The 17,234-nt window shown below is 37.8% G+C and carries 14 protein-coding genes; 7 read left to right on the top strand and 7 right to left on the bottom strand.

The window, feature by feature from the left end; all coding sequences use genetic code 11:
- Positions 1–377, bottom strand: a 377-nt coding sequence (locus tag ACKPQ4_RS08580) for a class II glutamine amidotransferase domain-containing protein (protein ID WP_407680775.1), incomplete at its 3' end; no start/stop codon positions are given.
- A gap of 141 nt (positions 378–518) precedes the next feature.
- A complete protein-coding gene (locus ACKPQ4_RS08575) occupies positions 519–2,126 on the bottom strand; it encodes an O-antigen ligase family protein (RefSeq protein ID WP_407680774.1) in 1,608 nt (535 codons plus the stop codon).
- Positions 2,127–2,210: 84 nt separating this feature from the next.
- Here ACKPQ4_RS08575 and ACKPQ4_RS08570 point away from each other — a divergent pair, with 84 nt between their 5' ends.
- The 4 genes from ACKPQ4_RS08570 to ACKPQ4_RS08555 are packed head-to-tail and all read left to right on the top strand — an operon-like array spanning position 2,211 to position 6,639.
- Positions 2,211–3,476 (top strand): outer membrane beta-barrel protein, encoded by a 1,266-nt coding sequence (locus ACKPQ4_RS08570; RefSeq protein WP_407680773.1) that lies wholly within the window; start codon positions 2,211–2,213, stop codon positions 3,474–3,476.
- A gap of 4 nt (positions 3,477–3,480) precedes the next feature.
- On the top strand, positions 3,481–4,125 hold the full coding sequence (locus ACKPQ4_RS08565) for a polysaccharide biosynthesis/export family protein (protein ID WP_407680772.1): 645 nt from the start codon (positions 3,481–3,483) through the stop codon (positions 4,123–4,125).
- A gap of 2 nt (positions 4,126–4,127) precedes the next feature.
- The gene (locus ACKPQ4_RS08560) at positions 4,128–6,416 is read left to right on the top strand and encodes a polysaccharide biosynthesis tyrosine autokinase (RefSeq protein ID WP_407680771.1); all 2,289 of its coding nucleotides are present in this window, start codon (positions 4,128–4,130) and stop codon (positions 6,414–6,416) included.
- Positions 6,417–6,423: 7 nt separating this feature from the next.
- Positions 6,424–6,639, top strand: a complete 216-nt coding sequence (locus ACKPQ4_RS08555) for a hypothetical protein (protein WP_407680770.1) — start codon at positions 6,424–6,426, stop codon at positions 6,637–6,639.
- A gap of 5 nt (positions 6,640–6,644) precedes the next feature.
- On the opposite strand, the gene ACKPQ4_RS08550 is transcribed toward ACKPQ4_RS08555, so the two are convergent.
- Complete coding sequence (locus ACKPQ4_RS08550; protein ID WP_407680769.1) at positions 6,645–6,986, bottom strand: hypothetical protein; 342 nt, start codon at positions 6,984–6,986, stop codon at positions 6,645–6,647.
- 41 nt (positions 6,987–7,027) lie between these two features.
- On the opposite strand from ACKPQ4_RS08550, the gene ACKPQ4_RS08545 reads away from it, so the two are divergent.
- Positions 7,028–7,831, top strand: coding sequence for a CDP-alcohol phosphatidyltransferase family protein (locus ACKPQ4_RS08545; RefSeq protein ID WP_407680768.1), 804 nt, complete (start codon positions 7,028–7,030; stop codon positions 7,829–7,831).
- Position 7,832: 1 nt separating this feature from the next.
- On the opposite strand, the gene ACKPQ4_RS08540 is transcribed toward ACKPQ4_RS08545, so the two are convergent.
- Genes ACKPQ4_RS08540 through ACKPQ4_RS08525 form a run of 4 tightly spaced genes read right to left on the bottom strand, consistent with a single transcriptional unit; the run spans position 7,833 to position 14,729 of the window.
- Entirely contained in the window at positions 7,833–8,507 is a 675-nt protein-coding gene (locus tag ACKPQ4_RS08540) for a tetratricopeptide repeat protein (RefSeq protein WP_407680767.1), read from the bottom strand.
- Positions 8,504–10,078 carry a tetratricopeptide repeat protein gene (locus ACKPQ4_RS08535; protein WP_407680766.1) on the bottom strand — a complete coding sequence of 525 codons (1,575 nt, stop codon included), beginning with the start codon at positions 10,076–10,078 and terminating at the stop codon, positions 8,504–8,506. The genes ACKPQ4_RS08540 and ACKPQ4_RS08535 overlap by 4 nt, the downstream gene beginning before the upstream one ends.
- A gap of 12 nt (positions 10,079–10,090) precedes the next feature.
- Positions 10,091–12,304 (bottom strand): GAF domain-containing protein, encoded by a 2,214-nt coding sequence (locus tag ACKPQ4_RS08530; RefSeq protein WP_407680765.1) that lies wholly within the window; start codon positions 12,302–12,304, stop codon positions 10,091–10,093.
- 46 nt (positions 12,305–12,350) lie between these two features.
- The gene (locus ACKPQ4_RS08525; protein WP_407680764.1) at positions 12,351–14,729 is read right to left on the bottom strand and encodes a coiled-coil domain-containing protein; all 2,379 of its coding nucleotides are present in this window, start codon (positions 14,727–14,729) and stop codon (positions 12,351–12,353) included.
- A 99-nt stretch (positions 14,730–14,828) separates the two neighbouring features.
- On the opposite strand from ACKPQ4_RS08525, the gene ACKPQ4_RS08520 reads away from it, so the two are divergent.
- Positions 14,829–16,046: a hypothetical protein gene (locus ACKPQ4_RS08520; protein ID WP_407680763.1), complete on the top strand. Its 1,218-nt coding sequence runs from the start codon at positions 14,829–14,831 to the stop codon at positions 16,044–16,046.
- A gap of 63 nt (positions 16,047–16,109) precedes the next feature.
- Positions 16,110–17,234 (top strand): DUF1538 domain-containing protein (locus tag ACKPQ4_RS08515; protein WP_407680762.1); only part of this gene is annotated, 1,125 nt, incomplete at its 3' end.

The following is a 17,234-nucleotide window of genomic DNA, read 5'->3' as shown; positions in this document are numbered from 1 at the left end:
GCCCTCAAATAGGCAGAGATCATAGATTTAGTTGAAGACAGAAATGATTTATTAGATAGTCCATAATCCTGTTTTGTCTCTGCGAGATTTTTGATGGAGGTTTCAAAGTCCTCGATTGTAGGCGGATTCCCATCAAGGGAAAAGGCTTCACTTAACGCTTCAGTTAGACCATCGTTCGTGACTAAGGGTGGCCCGTGCGATGATTCAAAATGTGAAGTTATCGATTCGGGTAAAACAGGAGGAGCGTTTGTACCGTCGGGTCCAATTTGTTGCTCGAGGGTTTCTTTGGGAACTAAGCTTCTTCTCTCTTTAGTGTTAGAGTCCTTAACGAGTTCATTGACTCCCCCAAGATTGATAAGAAGTATGCTGTCAAGCATTGTAGTGGACAATTTTGCTTGTAAAATTGTACACAAAAAAACAGTTGAGAAAAATAATCTCAATAAATTAGAAGAAAATCCTAAAAACGGACCAATATCCATTACTTACTTAAAATCATTCAAGTTATACTCGGATGCAAACTAAAATCCTCTTTGGCTGTTAGTTGAAAGATTGTCATACTTACATGCCAACCCTGCAATGCATGAAAATAGAACAACGCATGCCGGAGTTCGAGTGGGGAAATCTACGAAGCAATAAACCAAAAAAACAAAACAACCTGAAAGTAATAATTTAACAGTTGTTGAGTTAGTGGAACCCCAAACTTTAATTATGTGAAGGATGTAGGGAATAAAAAAACAAAAAGTACCAAGCAAACCCCATTCACAGATAAATTCCACAACATCATTGTGTGCATGTGCAACAAGGGGAATGTAAGGGTTGTGAGCACTTGCCAGTCCTTTTCCCCGTTCTTGTCTAACCACCATAGATTGAAATTTAGGATAAGTTGATGGGAATGCATTATAACCATGTCCTAAAATTAGTTCACTTTGAGCCATTTTGTAGGCATCATTCCAAAGATACCATCTGAGGGGAGGACTCCCTTCCTGGAAGGCTTTCCATTGAGTGGTAGAGTTGGTTAGCATTTCCTTAACTTTCTCATCTTTTTTTAATGAATAAAAAATGAAAAATAAAGTAGGGAGGATAACTAAAAAATATAAAATAATTTTCTTGAATGAATAGGATTCTAGCTTCTTTTTTTTGAAGAATATAATTAAGCTGAAAAGTATAACTGATATTACGGAGAATAAAATACCAGACCTAGAACCTGAAAATATAACTGTCGAAACCAACAAAATACTAGAAAATATAATAAATAATAAAATAGGAGACTTAATCATGTATTCATTGGTAATCCTTAATTGCTTGTAGAATATTGAATAAATACAAGATAGAGAAATTAATGCAAAAGCTGACCAGTGGTTTTTATAGGTAAATGTGGAAAAAAAATACCTTGGTTCCGGGGCATTCCAAATTCCCAATATTTCCAAATAATCATCAGACCACACTTGAGTAAATTTTTGATAGAGACCAACAATACAAAGAATAAATGTATTGATAACGACTATCCATAAAACAACTTTTACATTACTAAAATTGAATAAATTATGAAAAATAATAATACCAAAAAATAAATTAATAAAAAGAAATAAAAAATTCTGTATGCTAGATAAGTTCTTAATTGAAATTGAAGGTAAAAAGCTCCAGTATTCTAGTTTTATTTTATTTTCGCAGTTATTGAAAAATGTGATAATTGGATCATTTATAACTTTAGAATATTTATCTGTATAGGTGTTTTTTAAATGAAAAAATAAAGCAATCGATAACTTAGGGTCATCTCTGCTTTTTTCTAAAATCAAATTCATACCATTAGAAATCATTTCGATTTTTGTTGAATCCCTGGTTTCGATCAAAGTTCCTTCCATGTTTAATTCAATGAGGTCCTGTGCGTTGAGTGCTTGATATTTCGGGTTATTAAAGCCTATTACAGCCCAAATAAGCATCAATAAAAGGGGGATGATGGATAGAAAATATCTTCTAGTCCAAAAGTAGTTTTGAAATAATTGGGTTACCAATAAAGTTAGTCCAAGAATGCTTAATATTATTCCCGGGAATCCACCAGCTAGTCCTGCCTTAAACCATGTGACAAGGATTAGGTATAAGATACATAATTTAAGATTGTTATTCACGATTGAATGACTTGTAAGCTTAAAATGTGATTAAGTTGACAAATTATCGGAATGTAAATTCAATAAAACTCTAAATCCTTGATTATGAAGCCCTTCATATATTTTATTGGACTATTCTTAGTTTTGACTTCCTCTTATGGACTTTACGAAGGAAAGGTTGGTCGTATTGATGCAAGTGCAGCACTTAAATTATCTTACGACTCTTTAGTTTTTGGCATGCCTAGCAACGAGTTTGATGCGGTTAAGAAATCTAATTCTTCTTTAATCAATCCCGACCGTTTGGAAAGCGAGGATGATTTTATTTTAACATTTTCACCGGCAGTCCACTTTACAAATAAGTTGGGCCTATTCAAAATTACTGGTTCTGCTGGAGTTCAAATCTCTCAATATTTATTAAACGGAGACATGAGCAATATCGTACCAACGACGTCTTTAAGCATTGATTTTGATGATACTCTTGCTCTCAAGAAAAGAATTTCTAATAACGCTAAGATTAGGTTCGAAACTACATTTGACCTAGGCCAAAATATTGGTGCCAGTGTCTTGGAACAAGACCTAATCTCTTACACTTATGTTACTGCCGGTCTTAATGTGCGTTACAATCATAGTTCTAAATTTGGTGTTGGTGGTGGAACTTCTTATTCCTACAGGTTTTACCAATCTGCAAATACCGACGATAGTCCTAATCTTGATTTCTCGACCCTGCCTTTAAGTTTTCGTGCATTTTACATTTATTCTGAAAAGCTAGATTTTTTTACTAACTACACCTTTTCGAAATCCAAGGCACATGGTACATCTCAAAATAACCTCACCGATGCCAACAATCATTCAATAAGTGTTGGTGCCGATGGTGTATATTCTTCCAAATTTAGTGGAAGTGTTTCGCTCGGGTACAGTTTAGTCGATTATGTCTCATCTAATCAAGCTAACCAAGACAACCTAATCACTTCGGTAGCTCTCAATTGGAAGCATAACTCTAAAACATCATCCAATTACTCTCTCAGTCGTGCATTCTCTCCAACTGCTCAAGGGTTTTCAACTTTTTCTACATCTTTTAGAGCAGGACTTTCACATCGATTTACAGATACCCTAACGGGCTCAAGTTATTTAAGTGCGGGCATTACAGATTACACCTACCCACAAGATTTTGATCAGAACTCTGATGAAGAAAAGGGCAAGGTAGATTCTTCATCTATGCAAACATACGGCTTTGGGTTCGGTGTCACCAAGAGAATTAACAAAACCTTCTCATCTTCAGGTGGTTATGACTTTACCTTAATGGATAAAGGCACAAGTGTTGGGAGTTATGGGCGCCATTTAGTGCACGCTGAAATAATGGGAAGGTTTTAGGGAAATGCCTCTAAAAAAGAAATTCGTATCATACACATTATTATTTCTCTTGTCAGGGATTTATGTTTCGGGGCAGGGGGCCTATTTTGACGCATCCGTGCTTAAGGACCCAACTGGTTATAAATTGAGACCTGGGGACCGAATTAGAGTTGTAATACAAGGAGAGGTTGATTGCAGCATCGAAACTTCCCTTACGAATGAAGGAACTATAAATATGCCTTATGTTGGTGAGGTTAGGCTAATGGGTAAAAACAAGAAGGAAGCTGAGTCATCCATTGAAAGAGAGTACAAGAAAGAACTTATCTTTGCTCGCCCAAAGGCCTTGCTGAATATAACTAAATATTCGGAGCGAGTTGTTTTTCTTACCGGTTCAGTAAATCGCAAAGGGCCCTATGTGTTGCCGCCTGAGGTGGAAGCAATGAATATTGTTGAAGTAATTGCTCGAGCTGGTGGTTTTAATGACATTGCAAAAAAAAATCGAGTTTATGTTACCCGTACTTTTTTTGATGAAAGTGGTAATCCCACGAATACCAAAACCTACGAGGTAGATGTTGAAGCTTTAAGTTCTGGTGTTCAATCGGGTAACTCCTCCCGGAGGTTTTGGATTTATCCGGGTGACCGAATCGAAGTCCCCGAGAGGCTGCTTTAGATATGGACGAAAATTACAACAAAATGCCCGACAGTCCTTCTGTCCAGTCATCAGGAACAAAGATAAAAGGAATAGGAGACTTTTTACTCATTCTTCGTGATCGTTGGTTGATTGCACTTACTTTATCTTTACCCGTTGCTCTTGCTTTCATCTACATCAAATCTCAAGGGACGGAATTATTCTCATCGAGTGCTTCTTTTCGATTAATTCCCCCCCCTGCAATTCTCAACCTACAAAAAGTTGATCGAGACCAACATGTACAAGGGCTTGTCGCAAAACATTTGGATGGTCTTAACAGTCAAGATCTTAGGCTTAATGTAACTCAAAAAATAAAAGACAGTCCGGAATTAAAGTCAGAACTGCTAGGACCCTTCCTTAAAGATGGTATATCAATTGATGTTGGTGCCACCATTTCTTATTCTGTATCAGTTTCTCCTCCATCAGAAGGCAGACCCCGCTTTACAATTAATTCGACTGCTCGTTCTGGTAGAGGCGCACAAATCATAGCGGATGTTGTGCAGTCTGAATATGAAAAGCTTCATAAAAGTAGAAAGAGTCTACAGGTTGAGAATGTGAGAAATGTTTTACAATTATTACTCGATAAAAGTTTGGCTGAGGAAGAGCGAATTTCTCAAGAACAATCAAACTTTAAAAAAAGGTATGACCTTCCCTTTTTGGAGGATGAAAAACAAGATACCGCAGCACGAAAAAGCCAATATTCCTCTGAAGTAACTAGGTCTAAACTTGAACAAATTCGTATTAACTCACTCCTCCGGCAAATTCTACAGATTCAAGTACGAATAGGCTCACAATCAGAGTCATTAGCATCTCAAGATATCGATGATGATATTGCTGTGATAAAAGAATTTTTTGAAATCGATGCCATTGAATCCTACGGAGCTATTCCTTCTCTAAGAAAAACTCTTTTCGATTTGGAGCGAAAAAGGAAAGATTATCAAGAAACTGGCTCCGGGTACTTGGAAAGACATCCGAAAATGATTGAGAATGCACGCCAAGTTCAACTGGTTAAGCTAGCTTTGAATAAAGAAGTGAAATCTTCAATCGAAGACTTGAGAGATAAACATATACAACTGAGTGCCCAAGAGAAGGAATTTGCCACTGCAATGGGTAAGGTGCAGGAGGAGTCCCGTACTCTTAGTGAAATTGAAGAAAAACTTAGGAATTTAGATAGGCAACTCTCGGTGGTTACTAAGACAACGGATCAAATTCATAATCGTCTTAATGATGTAAGAATCGAACAAGCATTACCAAGCGAGCAAGAAGAACCTTTGAACAAAGAACAGTTTGCCTATCTGCCTGGGGCGCCATTCACTCCTGATAAAGTGAAAATTAAGAGGGATGGAATGATGCTTGGTGTGGCGATCTTTTTGATTATTCCCTTCTTGCTTGAATTTGTTGATAATCGCGTCAAATCACCATGGGATGTAGAGGTTTTTATAGGACGAGATTTAATCGCGGGTATTCCTAAGATTTCTGAAGTTGAAGAGACACAAAGACCCTTAATCGTTGGAAATGATTTGGATGACGGGTTGACGGAGTCCTTTCGTAGTATGTTTAGCCGGATTCAGATGAACTCGTTAAATGATTATCCTAAAACGATTCTTGTCACTTCAGCCATTCCAAGTGAAGGAAAAAGCTTAATTTCTGCTAATCTTGCGTACAGTTGTGCTAATCACGGAAAAAAGACTGTTTTAATTGATTTTGATTTGAGGCGTCCGGGTATTCATAAGTTTTGCAATATTGCTAATGAGAAAGGATTACTTTCCCTGATCAATGCTGAACAGACCGACCCGCAAAAACTGCATGAATTGGCTCAAGAGACAGTTACCCAGATTCATCCAAACCTTTTTGTTTTACCTTCAGGTGGAAGAACTAGGGCTGCTACCGAACTTTTGGAGAGTAATGGATTCGACCGAATTCATAAAGTGCTTAGAAGCTTTGCAGATGTAATTATTATTGATAGCCCTCCTCTAGGATTATTTCCAGATTCCTTGGCGATGGCCCGAAAAGTAGAGGAGGTTCTGTTTGTAACTCGCTATGGAAAAGTTTCTAGAAAAATAGTCAAAAGTTTACTGGAAAGTTTGGACGAGACCGGAGCCAAAATTTTGGGTGTTGTACTAAACGACCTTCCACAAAAGAAAGCTCCAGGCTATTACTACTCTGGTTATTACGGATACGGTTACTTTAGGTACAAGTATTACAACAAATATTATGGTAGAGAAAAAGATGAAGAACCTGCCAAAGATTCAAGTGCCAAGGCAGTAAGTTAAGGTTTTTATGGCATTTAAAACATACAAAACTTGTGTAATTACTCCCAAAGGTATGCGAATAAAGGGTGATGACACGAGTCTTGAGATTGCTTCCATTATTGACGAGAAATCCAACCAAATGTGCAAAGAGGGTTGGGAATTGTTTTCTATTACCCCCTCTTTACTTAGCGAAGGAGCTTTGATTAAGCTCTTACTTACTTTTGTTAAAGAGGTTGAAATATAAAAAGTTCAATACTTGTGAATATTGATTACCTCGTTGTTCTTTAAAAGTAATTCCATATGGGTTTTGTCTAATTTTTTACCAAATTCTATTTTCATCCAATTTCCGTAATTATTTTTTAAACTTGCTGAAATTTTATAATCATTTCCTATCATAGATATAACCCGAGACAATGAGTCCCCCACTTTAATGTCATGAAAGTTAACTTTATTAGAAGTTTTATAGATATTAAGCTTAGCAGTATTCAAAGAAGCAATTTCTGAGGTATACTGTTCGTCTGGATTCCATCTTTTACTGCAACAAATTAAAGTAGGAAGAATTACTATTATTATTTTGATCTTTCCTTCCATAACAAAAAACTGAATTTAATCCCTAAAGTTTTCAAGACTGAATGTCTCCTGACAAACCTAATCCACTAGCTCAGACTGAAGAGTTCTTAATTGTTCGTTTGATACCTAACATATTTACCACTGTAGGAATGTGTATTGGTCTTACAGGTATAAGGTTTGCACTAGAGTCGGAGTGGAAGTCTGCTGTAGTTTGTGTTTTGCTTGCTGCTTTTTTTGACCTCGTGGATGGGTTAAGTGCGAGAATGCTTAAGGCAACCTCTAAAATTGGAGCTGAATTAGATAGTTTATCTGATGCGGTAAGCTTTGGAGTTACTCCTACCGTTATTCTATACCTTTGGATTGTTTCAATCACTAAAAGTGAAAGCAGTTATTTACTAGGATGGTATTGGGTACCATTCATTTTTTATTCATCTTGCTGTGTGCTCAGGCTTGCTCGATTTAATGTTACTAGTCGATCTCCATCTGACTCGGATGGAAAGCCAAGCAACTACTTTACAGGAGTTCCATCACCCGCTGGTGCTATTATCCTGTTAAGCCCAATCATTTTCGAGGTAAATATGCAAAGGTTTGGAATTTCGGGAATCGAATTATTTCGTCCTGGAGCGATATGCTTATGGGTTATGTTAGTCAGTGTCCTTATGGTTTCTCGTATTCCAACCATTTCTTTAAAAAGTATAAAATATAAAATATCGTACGGAAAAGTAATTTTTGTTCTTGTGGGGGTAATTTTGGCTGCTGCCGTTGTGGTTCGAGAACAGTGGCTATCTTTGGCATTTGCCATCCTATTTTATCTGTTTTCTATTCCTTCTTTTGCTATTTATCTTAAAAGTAAAAAGAAAACATAATTCAGTAAACAATTGCTTCAAACTGCTTAAAAATAAGATTAGATCTATCCTTTAGGGGTGGGGGTAGATCAAAACCGTTCGTTGTTTCTATTCGATCTTTAAAAGCTTTAAATAACCCTATGTTAGCTTTATTATATTCTATCGATTCAAAGTAGTCGCAGTAGCTACCAATTAAGGTTTTGTAGATTTTGACATTAGATTGATTAAGGGAGTGGGCAATTTCCAAGACATTGATTCTTTTAATCCGCTCAGCAGGGTCGGTAAGTAAATTAGACATTTCCCAATAAATCTCAAAGGATTCAGTTCCATATCTAATAATTCTTTCGAGGAAATGAAGGGCAGAGAATTTATCTCCTTTTGCTTCCTTTATACGAAAAGCAGTCTCTAAAAACTCTCTATCTCTGGGTGACTTTGATAATGCGTTTCCATTGGCATCTTCTGCATTGCTAAAATCTTTTTCAACCAAGTAAGCCTTTGCTAATAGGTTATAGAGATTGTCTGATAACCCATGGTTTTTGTGAAAATCTTGGAGGAAATTAATGGCTTTTAGACTATCCTTTTTTTGGATAAGTGTCTTAGCAAATAAATATGCCGATTGCGGGCTAGCAGGATCAAGTTGGAGAGCCTTCTCCAAGTGTTTCATTGGATCAAGATCAACCTTGATGTAGCTCTTCATTTTTTTTTGGTCTTTTTATTCACTTTAGTCTTTGCAGAAGGTTTTCTAATCTTTGCTAGAGCACATTGAGCCGATTGATTCATTAAGAGTACAGCTAGTTGATAATGACCATCCGCAAAATTTGGATTGATTGTAATTGCTTTTTGTAGTGCCTCAAATGATTCAACGAATTTTTTTTGATTAGCTAGTAAAATGCCTAACTCGTAAAACGATTTGAAGTTTTTAGGATTTATGCGAATTGCATTTTGAAAATGTTTAGACGCTTCTTCAGGATCGGGTTGCAAAATTATGGTACCATCCTTTGACATTCGTTCTCCTTTGGCTAGCAATTTACCGAAATAATAATGACACTCATCATATTCATTTTTGATTTCTAAAGCCGTTTCGAAATTTCTTTCAGCTAAATCGTACTCTGATGGGCTGGACGAGAGCCTGGCTAAATTAAAATAAGCTTCAGCGAAATTTTGTTCAACATCCGTTGCTTTTTGAAAATGAATTTTGGCTTCGTTTAGATCTCCCGAGTTTTCCGCATGAAAAGCCAATTCATAATAAGCTTCAGCAAAGTCAGGATTAATTTCTAGTGCTTTGTAGAAATGTTTTTTTGCAAGGCTTGGATCTTCATCAAGGGTTAAAATCTTAGCAAGGTAGAAGTGGCTATTGGCATTTTGGGAGTCAGCTTGTATGGATAATTTTAGGTTCTTTTCCGCATCTGCTAGCTTTTCTTGATGGTAGTAAAGTTTTCCTAGGTGAAAAAGTGCTTTGGGGTTGTTGGGAAAATATTTTATGGACTCATTGTAGTGGTGAATCGCTTTTTCCAGCTTTTTTTCCCCTTCTAAAATCCTGGCTAATAAATAGTGGGCTTTTGAATAATCGGATGTAAGTTCAAGTGCGGTAACGAGGTGTTTCTTGGAAGTTGGTAAACTTTTTTCAGAAAATAATATCCTTGCTGTATTGTAGTGAGCTTTCGAGTTTTGCGGGTCGAGTTCGATCACCCGATAAAAATGTTTCTTTGCCGTTTTCCAGTCTCTCTTATCTATAGATGAACCATCATTATTTGTAGCTTTTCCACCCAGCAGGAGTTTTCCAAGGTAGTAATGTGCACACGGATACTCATCTTCAATATCGATGGCTGTTTCATAGTTTTTACGTGCACCTTCAAAGTCATCGGGGTTGGTCAATAATTTTGCTTTATTGTAATAAGCGGCAGCAAAATTTTGATCAATTTCTGCAACTTTATCAAAATTGTTTTTTGCTTCCTCGAAATCCTTAACTTCAACCAGCATTAAAGCGTAATTAAAATAGGCTTTAACAAAATTAGGGTTGAGTTCCAACGCGTTTAGAAAATGTTCTCTTGCATCCTCGTGCTTACTTAATCGAGTAAGTTCGATTGCAAGTTCACATTCCGCCTCAGCGTAGGATGAATTGATTGAAACTGCTTGTTCGAAATATTCTAATGCTAAATCGTACTTTTGCTCAGATTGATAAAGAACGCCCAGTTTGAAATGAGCATTAGCAAGATTTGGATCAAGTTCGATCGCTCTTTCTAAGAGTTTTTTTGCGTTCTGTTCCATGGATTGAAGCCCTTACTTCGAGGTCATTACCCAAACGCCATCCCATTCTTTTTTGGGTGGGTTCTTTTTCATGTAGTCGCAGCGATCAAGATAAAGCTGAGCAGCTTTGTCTTCGGGGTTAATTTTTTTAACTGAATTGAACAATTTTATGGCTTGGTCCCACTTCCCATCATTCCATGCCCGATACCCATCATTAAAATTACCGAGAGCCTCAATCATATTCGGATAAGAATCATCATCATGAAAATCGAGCACTTCGAAGACTCCGACTGGTTCTGTTTTTCCTTTAACAATAACATAGTCAACTTGTCGTGTTCGGTATGTAGCTTTAACCGCTTTGTATGTGAATTCACTTATAAGAATATGAGCCCCGTATTGTTTACAGGCACTCTCGATACGTGCTGCTAGGTTAACCCCATCTCCAATGACAGTATAGTCCATTCTTTTGGGCGAACCAATATTTCCAGAGACAATCGAATCAGTATTAACTCCCATACCGTGATCAATAGGCATTTTACCTTCAGCCGCTCTTTTATCATTAAAAACCTTAAGGTCGGTCATCATACGAATGGCTGCACGAACCGCTCGGTCCGGATCGTCTTCGTGGGGAATAGGGGTGCCGAAGATACACATCATGGCATCACCGATAAATTTGTCCAACATGCCTCCTTCATCTGTTATGCAATCAACCATTATGGTAAAGTAATCATTTAAAAGCTTAACAGTGCCTTGGGCTCCAAGTTCTTCAGTAATAGTAGTAAAACTTCGAACATCTGAAAACAATACAGATGCCGTGCTTTGTTTTCCTCCCATAACATCATCGCTCTCACCTGCGTTCATTAATTGATCCGCTAACTCAGGATCCATGTATCGAGACATGGTAGACTTCATTCTTTTTTCAGAGCTGATATCTTCAATCATGATCATAACCCCCATACTTTCATTCTTTTGTCCAATCAGGGGGGTGGTGGAAACATTGACAGAAAGCTTATCTCCTTGGATGAGTAGGGTGGCATCTAGAAACTCTTCCTGTTCATCGACTGATTCTAACTTATTGGTTAGCCAAGAGTTTTCGGATCCTAGTAATTCGATTAAGGACCTGTTTAGAACATCAGTCAAATTAGAGAGCTTCAGCACTTTCAGTCCAGCCGGATTGCAGGTCCTGACCATTTTATTCTCATCTATTGTAATCACTGCATCGTGCATGCTCGAGAGAATGCTTTCCGAATAATTTTTCTGATTTTGTACATCATCAAAAAGCTTGGCATTTTCAATGCCCATAGAAATTTGGGAGGTAAATGCCGCTAGCCTCTTTTCATCTTCTTGATTAAAAGAGCCTCCGCGTTTGTTGAGGACTTGACTAACACCAATGGTTTTTCCCTCTTTGTTAAGAACTGGCATGCAAAGAATGGATCGTGTGAAAAATCCGGTCTGCTTATCAAAGCTTGGATTGAAACGTAGGTCTGCATAGGCGTGGGGTATATTAACAGGCTTAGCGGATGTGAAGACAGTTCCCGCAATCCCTAAATGATTTGGGAACCGTATTATAGATTTTTCGTCCAAGCCTTCTCCGACTTCGGTATATAATTCATTGGTCTTTTCATCATTGATAAAGAGAGTGGCTCTTTCACAATCCAACATCGTTGAGATTGTTGAAATGATTTTTTGCAAGAGTGGAGTAAGTTCAAGTTCCGATGCGACCTGAGAAACTACATCAAGGAATTCTAACTCTTGTTTTCTTGCTGCTTCTACTTGCTCAACGATAATATTTCCTTGGATAGCAATAGCTGCCTGTTCCGTCATTGCCTCGAGTAGTTCTAAATCATCTTGGGTAAATTCACCGTCAATTTTGTTGAGAATCTGTGAAACCCCAATTTTTTCTCCATTAACGGTTCTTAGAGGGGCACAAAGAATACTTTTTGTACGAAACCCCGTTCTTACATCTACAGCTTTGTTGAAACGATCGTCTTTATACGCGTCGGGAATGATCGCACCTTCATTATGAGAAAAGACCCATCCAGCAACCCCCTTGCTATTCATGATACGAATTTCCCTACGAAAACTTCCTTGGGCAATTCGTGAATATAATTCTCCGGTCGAGGAATCGTTTAAAAAGATAGTTCCTCTCTCGGCACCGATGGTTGAGGTAGTTATCTTAACTAAGGTTTCAAGAGCTTCGTCTAAGCTTTTAGTTTTTGCTAAGTCTGTGGTAACTTGAAGTAGCATATCGGAGAACCTTGCTGTTCTCTTCTTAGGTTCGGGGGAATTGGTTTTAGTTGGCATGGTCGTGATCTAGTTTCGAGCGTAACTCGATTATTGTTTCATGGAGTTCCTTGAATTCCATATCTTTTTTTTGGGTAGCCTTTTGTAAATTTTTATCATGTGAGACTTGTTTTCGGTCAATCTCATCTCGAAGAGATCTTACCATATTTCTATAATGATTAATTTCATTAAGGTTGGAAGACGCAACTTTTTGAACTTCATCAATAGCTTTATTGTTCAATTGTTCGGTTTCTGCCCGAAGTGTACCAATCGTCTCTTTTAGTTGAGACACTTCTTGCTCTAGTAGCTTATTTTTTTCTTGTTTTGCATGCTGCGTTTGAGCGTTCGCAATGTCTAGCTTTTCCCTAATTTTTGATAACGAATGTTTCAATATTTCATTTTCTCTCACCAAAGTGGTGGTAGCGTTTTGGGTTTTGTCTTCGAAGTCTGATTGTTGAAGATCAATTTCTGTCCTCAATTCGAAGATAGTTTTCTTAAGTCCACTTAACAAATTTTCCTGGGTTGAATTTTTCCTTTGAAGTTCGGATTGGTGAGTTTCTTTTAAGTTTTCGATTTTTGATCTCGTCAACAAGGCACCTTCTTTGAGTTGATTATTTTCTTGGGTCAAAAAGCTAATTGCTTTTTGAACCTTCTCTTCGTTCTCCGACCCAATCTCGTCGATCTGAATTCTAAGCTGTGATACTATTTCCCTTAGATTACGAATTTCAGACTTTTTCTGGGACTCGATGGATTGTATTTTGTTTGCACAAATATTTTTTTCACGCTCCATCTGATCTCGCGTTCTGGACAAACTTTTTTGTAGTTGCTCAATCTGTAAATTAGTAGATCCAATTGCCTTTTGAACCTTTTCTTGTTCACGAATTTTTACTTCTTCAATTTGTTCACGCAATTCGGAAACTAAAATTTTAAAGGAACTGATTTCCTGAGTTGAGGCAGCAGAAGCTCTTTGAACTTCTGCATCTAACTGCATTCTTTCTCTATCGAGAGTATTTCGAACAAGTAATAAAGATTTTCGAAGCTGTTCGATTTCGAGATTCTTTATTCTTTTGGTTTCTTGAACCAATTCATCTCTCTTTGCATGGGCAGATTCGATTTCATCTCTTAATGTTTGGATTGTACCTTGTAAGGAAATCTTTTCCGCATTTGATTTTTGATTCGATTTCTGGAGGGATACAGCGTGTCGATTTTCAATTCTCTCTAAATTTAATCTAAGGTTGGATAGTGACTCTTTGAGTTGTTTAATTTCAGCAATGTGAGAACTTAATGCCTTTTGGACTCCCTCTTCTTTTTGAACTTCGCTTTGTTCTAATTCAATTCGTAACGAAGATATTGTCTTCCTAAGTGAAATATTTTCTTTTTGCTGGGAGGATTCTGCCTTTTGAATTTTTTCCTCAAGTTCGAATTTTTTCTTTTCAATGCTTTCTCGAGTTTGCAGAAGGGTTTCTCTTAATTGGCGAATTTCATCGATATGCAGTCTTTTTTCCTGTTGGACTGCCTCCTGTATGCGGTTATCAAAACTTTCAATTTCCTCTCTTAACAGGCTAATCGTCTCCTTGAGCGATTTTTTTTCATTATCGTTAAATTGAATGATTTTTTGGATTTTTTCTTGATGTCTAGCCCCTGCCATATCCAATGCGTTTCGACTTTTTTGCAACGAACCCTGCAGTAATGTTTTCTCTTGGCTGATTTGAGCAATGGCAGCTTGAATTTCGTCTTCCTTGGAGCGTTTAACTTCTTCCAAAGAAGCCCTTAAGGTTTCGATTGTTTCTCTTAAAGATTTTGTTTCTAGGCCATGTGATGAAATCAATTTTCCAATTTCATTTTCCTTACGGATTTGGGTGTGCCCAATTTTGTGCCTCAGGTTTTCTGCAAGTTTTCTTAATTCTTGAATTTCCGAATTCTTTTCCTGTGAAACTGACTGTTTTACCTTGGCTTGTTCTATATCCTTGGCTTCTAATTCCCTACGAAGCCTTGAAACAAGATCGTGTAATTCGTTAATTTCTTTATTATTTAAAGATTGTGTCTCTTCGGTTGCTTGTTGAGTTAACAAATTTGACTCTTCAAGTTGATGTCTTAGTTGGCTAACTAGAGAAGAGAAGCTTTTTCGCTCAACTTCAAAAGTACTTTTCAAACGTTGCTTATCTTCTTCGTTTTTGAGTGAAAGCTTTTCATAGTCTTCCCTCATACCAGCCACTAGTTTTTGGAAGTTAGATTCTTTTGCAGCGTGTCCTTCCTCGATTGCGTGCAGTTCAGAATCATGCAAATCCATGTTTCTCTCAAGCTGATCGCGAAGAGAGGATATGGTTTGTTTCAAGAAGGTTAATTCGCGTTCAAGCGAATTCGTCTCGGAAGGGGGTAAGAGAGACATATTCTATTTAATTGTCAAAAAATTCATTGTGTGTAAATAAGAACCTTGCCGAAATTTTCTTTATTGCCTATTGGGATACACTAGTTGCAAAAGAATCATATGCTCCCCAATACAATTGTAGTTACTCTTTTGGTTTTTCTTTTGAACTCTTGTTCGGAACGATCTCAAAATATATTGTCCACATCGAGTGAAACTTCAGACGGCGATTTGGATTTTGCCTCTTTGATCGCCAAACAAACTGGCGGGGGACAAAACTTGGCTTCTTTTTTGAATAGCGGTAATGAAGTTTCTACAATCAATGTCATTGATGGAGCAGACGAAAAAAAAATATCCGAAAAACCAATAACTCAGACCAGTTTACTACCATTACCGCCTGAAAGCAAAGTGGTAGCTGCCTCTAAAATGCTTGATTCTTACGAGCAACATGCAACGCCTAAATCCCCAACATCGTTAGACGATGATTTTCAGATAAGCTTGCAAGAGTTACGTTCGTTGAATGCCCGCAAAGACCAGACAATTGCTTCTCTAACACGATTAAACGAAGAACTCCTCTTAGAACTTCAGAGGTCAAGGACTTTAACTTCAGTTCCTTCAGTCCGTCCGCCTGAAAATGTAATTACAGGTTCGAATACAAGTCACCTATACAAACTGCAAACCGAGATAGCTAACCTTAAGAGCAATTTAATGGACAAATCAAGAGAACTTGACGGACTTAGATTGCGTAATGATCAATTTGTAAATGGCATTGATTCACTGCAACCGAGGGTTTTGCCTGCTCCTCCAAACACAGGTTCCCGTTCCTATGAAGAAGGGCGGAACTTTAAAAATCCGGATTTTTCCGCTCCGTCCAACTTAGATACCTTTCAAAATATTGGCACATGTACTCTAGAATTTGATGCTGTGGTTACACTTTTAAACGGTAAAAACAAAGAAGTTTTCTATACAGAATTCTTTTTGGTATCAAATAGCTTGAGCGAACTTCTTTTGAAGGAAGGATTTTTTCTCAAAGATTATCCACAAATTAGTTCGTTCGAAGAACTTTGGGCGAAAGCCAGAAAATCACCTTTTTCTTATCCAGGAGTTTACAAAAGAATCCGTAACATTCTTTTGGAGCAAGTGGAACAAGGAAAAGGGCATAGGATACGAACAGACATTGATGGTTTTGCCGAATTCAAAAACATAGTACCTGCATCTTATTACTTGTTAGGTACTGCACCGGTCGGAAAAATTGGTGCGGTTTGGAATAATCCAATCCGTTTAAAATCAGGTTCCAACAGAACCTCCCTTTCCCTAGCGAATGCGAATTGGCGTGATTAGACATTTGTTTAAACCTTTACCTGCGCGTTATAAAATTCAATGATAACTATAAATTTTTAACATATGAGTACTGAACAATCCTCCGATAGCAATAAACTACAACTTAGCTTGCAGCAAAAACTCGGCATCATTTTATCATTTTCAAAAGATAAAATAGTCGAGCAGATTCAGTGTGTTTGGTTTATTATACTTTATTTAATTGTTTTTCAGGTTCTTGTTTTGGGTTTGCCCATCGTCTATTCTCTTATGATTGCAGCCGGGATTATGATTGTTATCGTGGGACTTGCTTTCTTTATGGAAGGTCTTCGACTCGGTCTGATGCCACTTGGTGAATCTTTGGGTTCTACATTACCAAGAAAGAAAATCTTAGGTATTCCTTGTCTTCCCACAAGTCTTGCCTTTGGTTTTGTGTTGGGTGCATTTGCTACATTCGCGGAACCGGCTATTGGGGTATTAAGAGCTGCCGGTGCTGGCGTAGATCCCACAGCTGCACCTTTGTTGTGGACCATATTAAATACTGGAGCAGGGCTCCTAGTAAACTGTGTCGGTGTTGGTGTTGGTATCGCTGTCCTCCTCGGTGTTCTCCGCTTCTATAAAGGCTGGTCTCTTAAGCCATTCATTTATGTCGGTGTTGTGACTCTTTCCTGCATAACGTTGTACATGCAGTTTTCCGACGACAGGCTTAAGCATGTGTTAGGCCTGGCCTGGGACTGTGGTGCGGTAACTACAGGTCCAGTCACAGTGCCTCTTGTACTTGCTCTAGGTATTGGAGTTTGTAGGATTGTATCTACTGGTGGTTCAAGTAATACGGGTTTTGGTGTCGTTACCTTAGCTTCACTTTTTCCAATTCTTGCTGTAATGTGCTACGCTCTCTTTTTGTTTAACACAGATAATTACTACTTTGCCTCTGAATCAACTGCTAGTTGGCATAAAAACGCCGGTAAGTATGGGACAAACTATCCAACTGACTTGCAAAAATTTGGGGATATAAAAGCCAAATCCAGGATAGAGTCTGCTTCAGGTGTTGGTGAAACAGAGCTTTCGTGGTCTTTGTCTGTGGAAGAGAGGAAAATGGTTGAAAATTATCTCAATCAAAATAACGCTCTGCCCGAAGGTTATGCACTACGAACTAAAGTTGCCGAAGGGGCAATCGTGCCAGCAGTATTATCAGGTGGAGGCCGAGAAAAT

This window comes from Candidatus Chordibacter forsetii (assembly GCF_964187505.1).
GTDB lineage: Bacteria > Verrucomicrobiota > Verrucomicrobiia > Opitutales > Seribacteraceae > Chordibacter > Chordibacter forsetii.
The sequence above is the reverse complement of the archived record's forward strand: the minus strand, read 5'-3'. Positions and strand labels throughout refer to the sequence as shown.

Excerpts from the sequence above, each read along its gene's own strand:
- ACKPQ4_RS08570 (WP_407680773.1), top strand. The coding sequence starts at position 2,211 with ATGAAGCCCTTCATATATTTTATTGGACTATTCTTAGTTTTGACTTCC.
- ACKPQ4_RS08565 (WP_407680772.1), top strand. The coding sequence starts at position 3,481 with ATGCCTCTAAAAAAGAAATTCGTATCATACACATTATTATTTCTCTTG.
- ACKPQ4_RS08560 (WP_407680771.1), top strand. The coding sequence starts at position 4,128 with ATGGACGAAAATTACAACAAAATGCCCGACAGTCCTTCTGTCCAGTCA.
- ACKPQ4_RS08555 (WP_407680770.1), top strand. The coding sequence starts at position 6,424 with ATGGCATTTAAAACATACAAAACTTGTGTAATTACTCCCAAAGGTATG.
- ACKPQ4_RS08550 (WP_407680769.1), bottom strand. The coding sequence starts at position 6,986 with ATGGAAGGAAAGATCAAAATAATAATAGTAATTCTTCCTACTTTAATT.
- ACKPQ4_RS08545 (WP_407680768.1), top strand. The coding sequence starts at position 7,028 with ATGTCTCCTGACAAACCTAATCCACTAGCTCAGACTGAAGAGTTCTTA.
- ACKPQ4_RS08540 (WP_407680767.1), bottom strand. The coding sequence starts at position 8,507 with ATGAAGAGCTACATCAAGGTTGATCTTGATCCAATGAAACACTTGGAG.
- ACKPQ4_RS08535 (WP_407680766.1), bottom strand. The coding sequence starts at position 10,078 with ATGGAACAGAACGCAAAAAAACTCTTAGAAAGAGCGATCGAACTTGAT.
- ACKPQ4_RS08530 (WP_407680765.1), bottom strand. The coding sequence starts at position 12,304 with ATGCTACTTCAAGTTACCACAGACTTAGCAAAAACTAAAAGCTTAGAC.
- ACKPQ4_RS08525 (WP_407680764.1), bottom strand. The coding sequence starts at position 14,729 with ATGTCTCTCTTACCCCCTTCCGAGACGAATTCGCTTGAACGCGAATTA.
- ACKPQ4_RS08520 (WP_407680763.1), top strand. The coding sequence starts at position 14,829 with ATGCTCCCCAATACAATTGTAGTTACTCTTTTGGTTTTTCTTTTGAAC.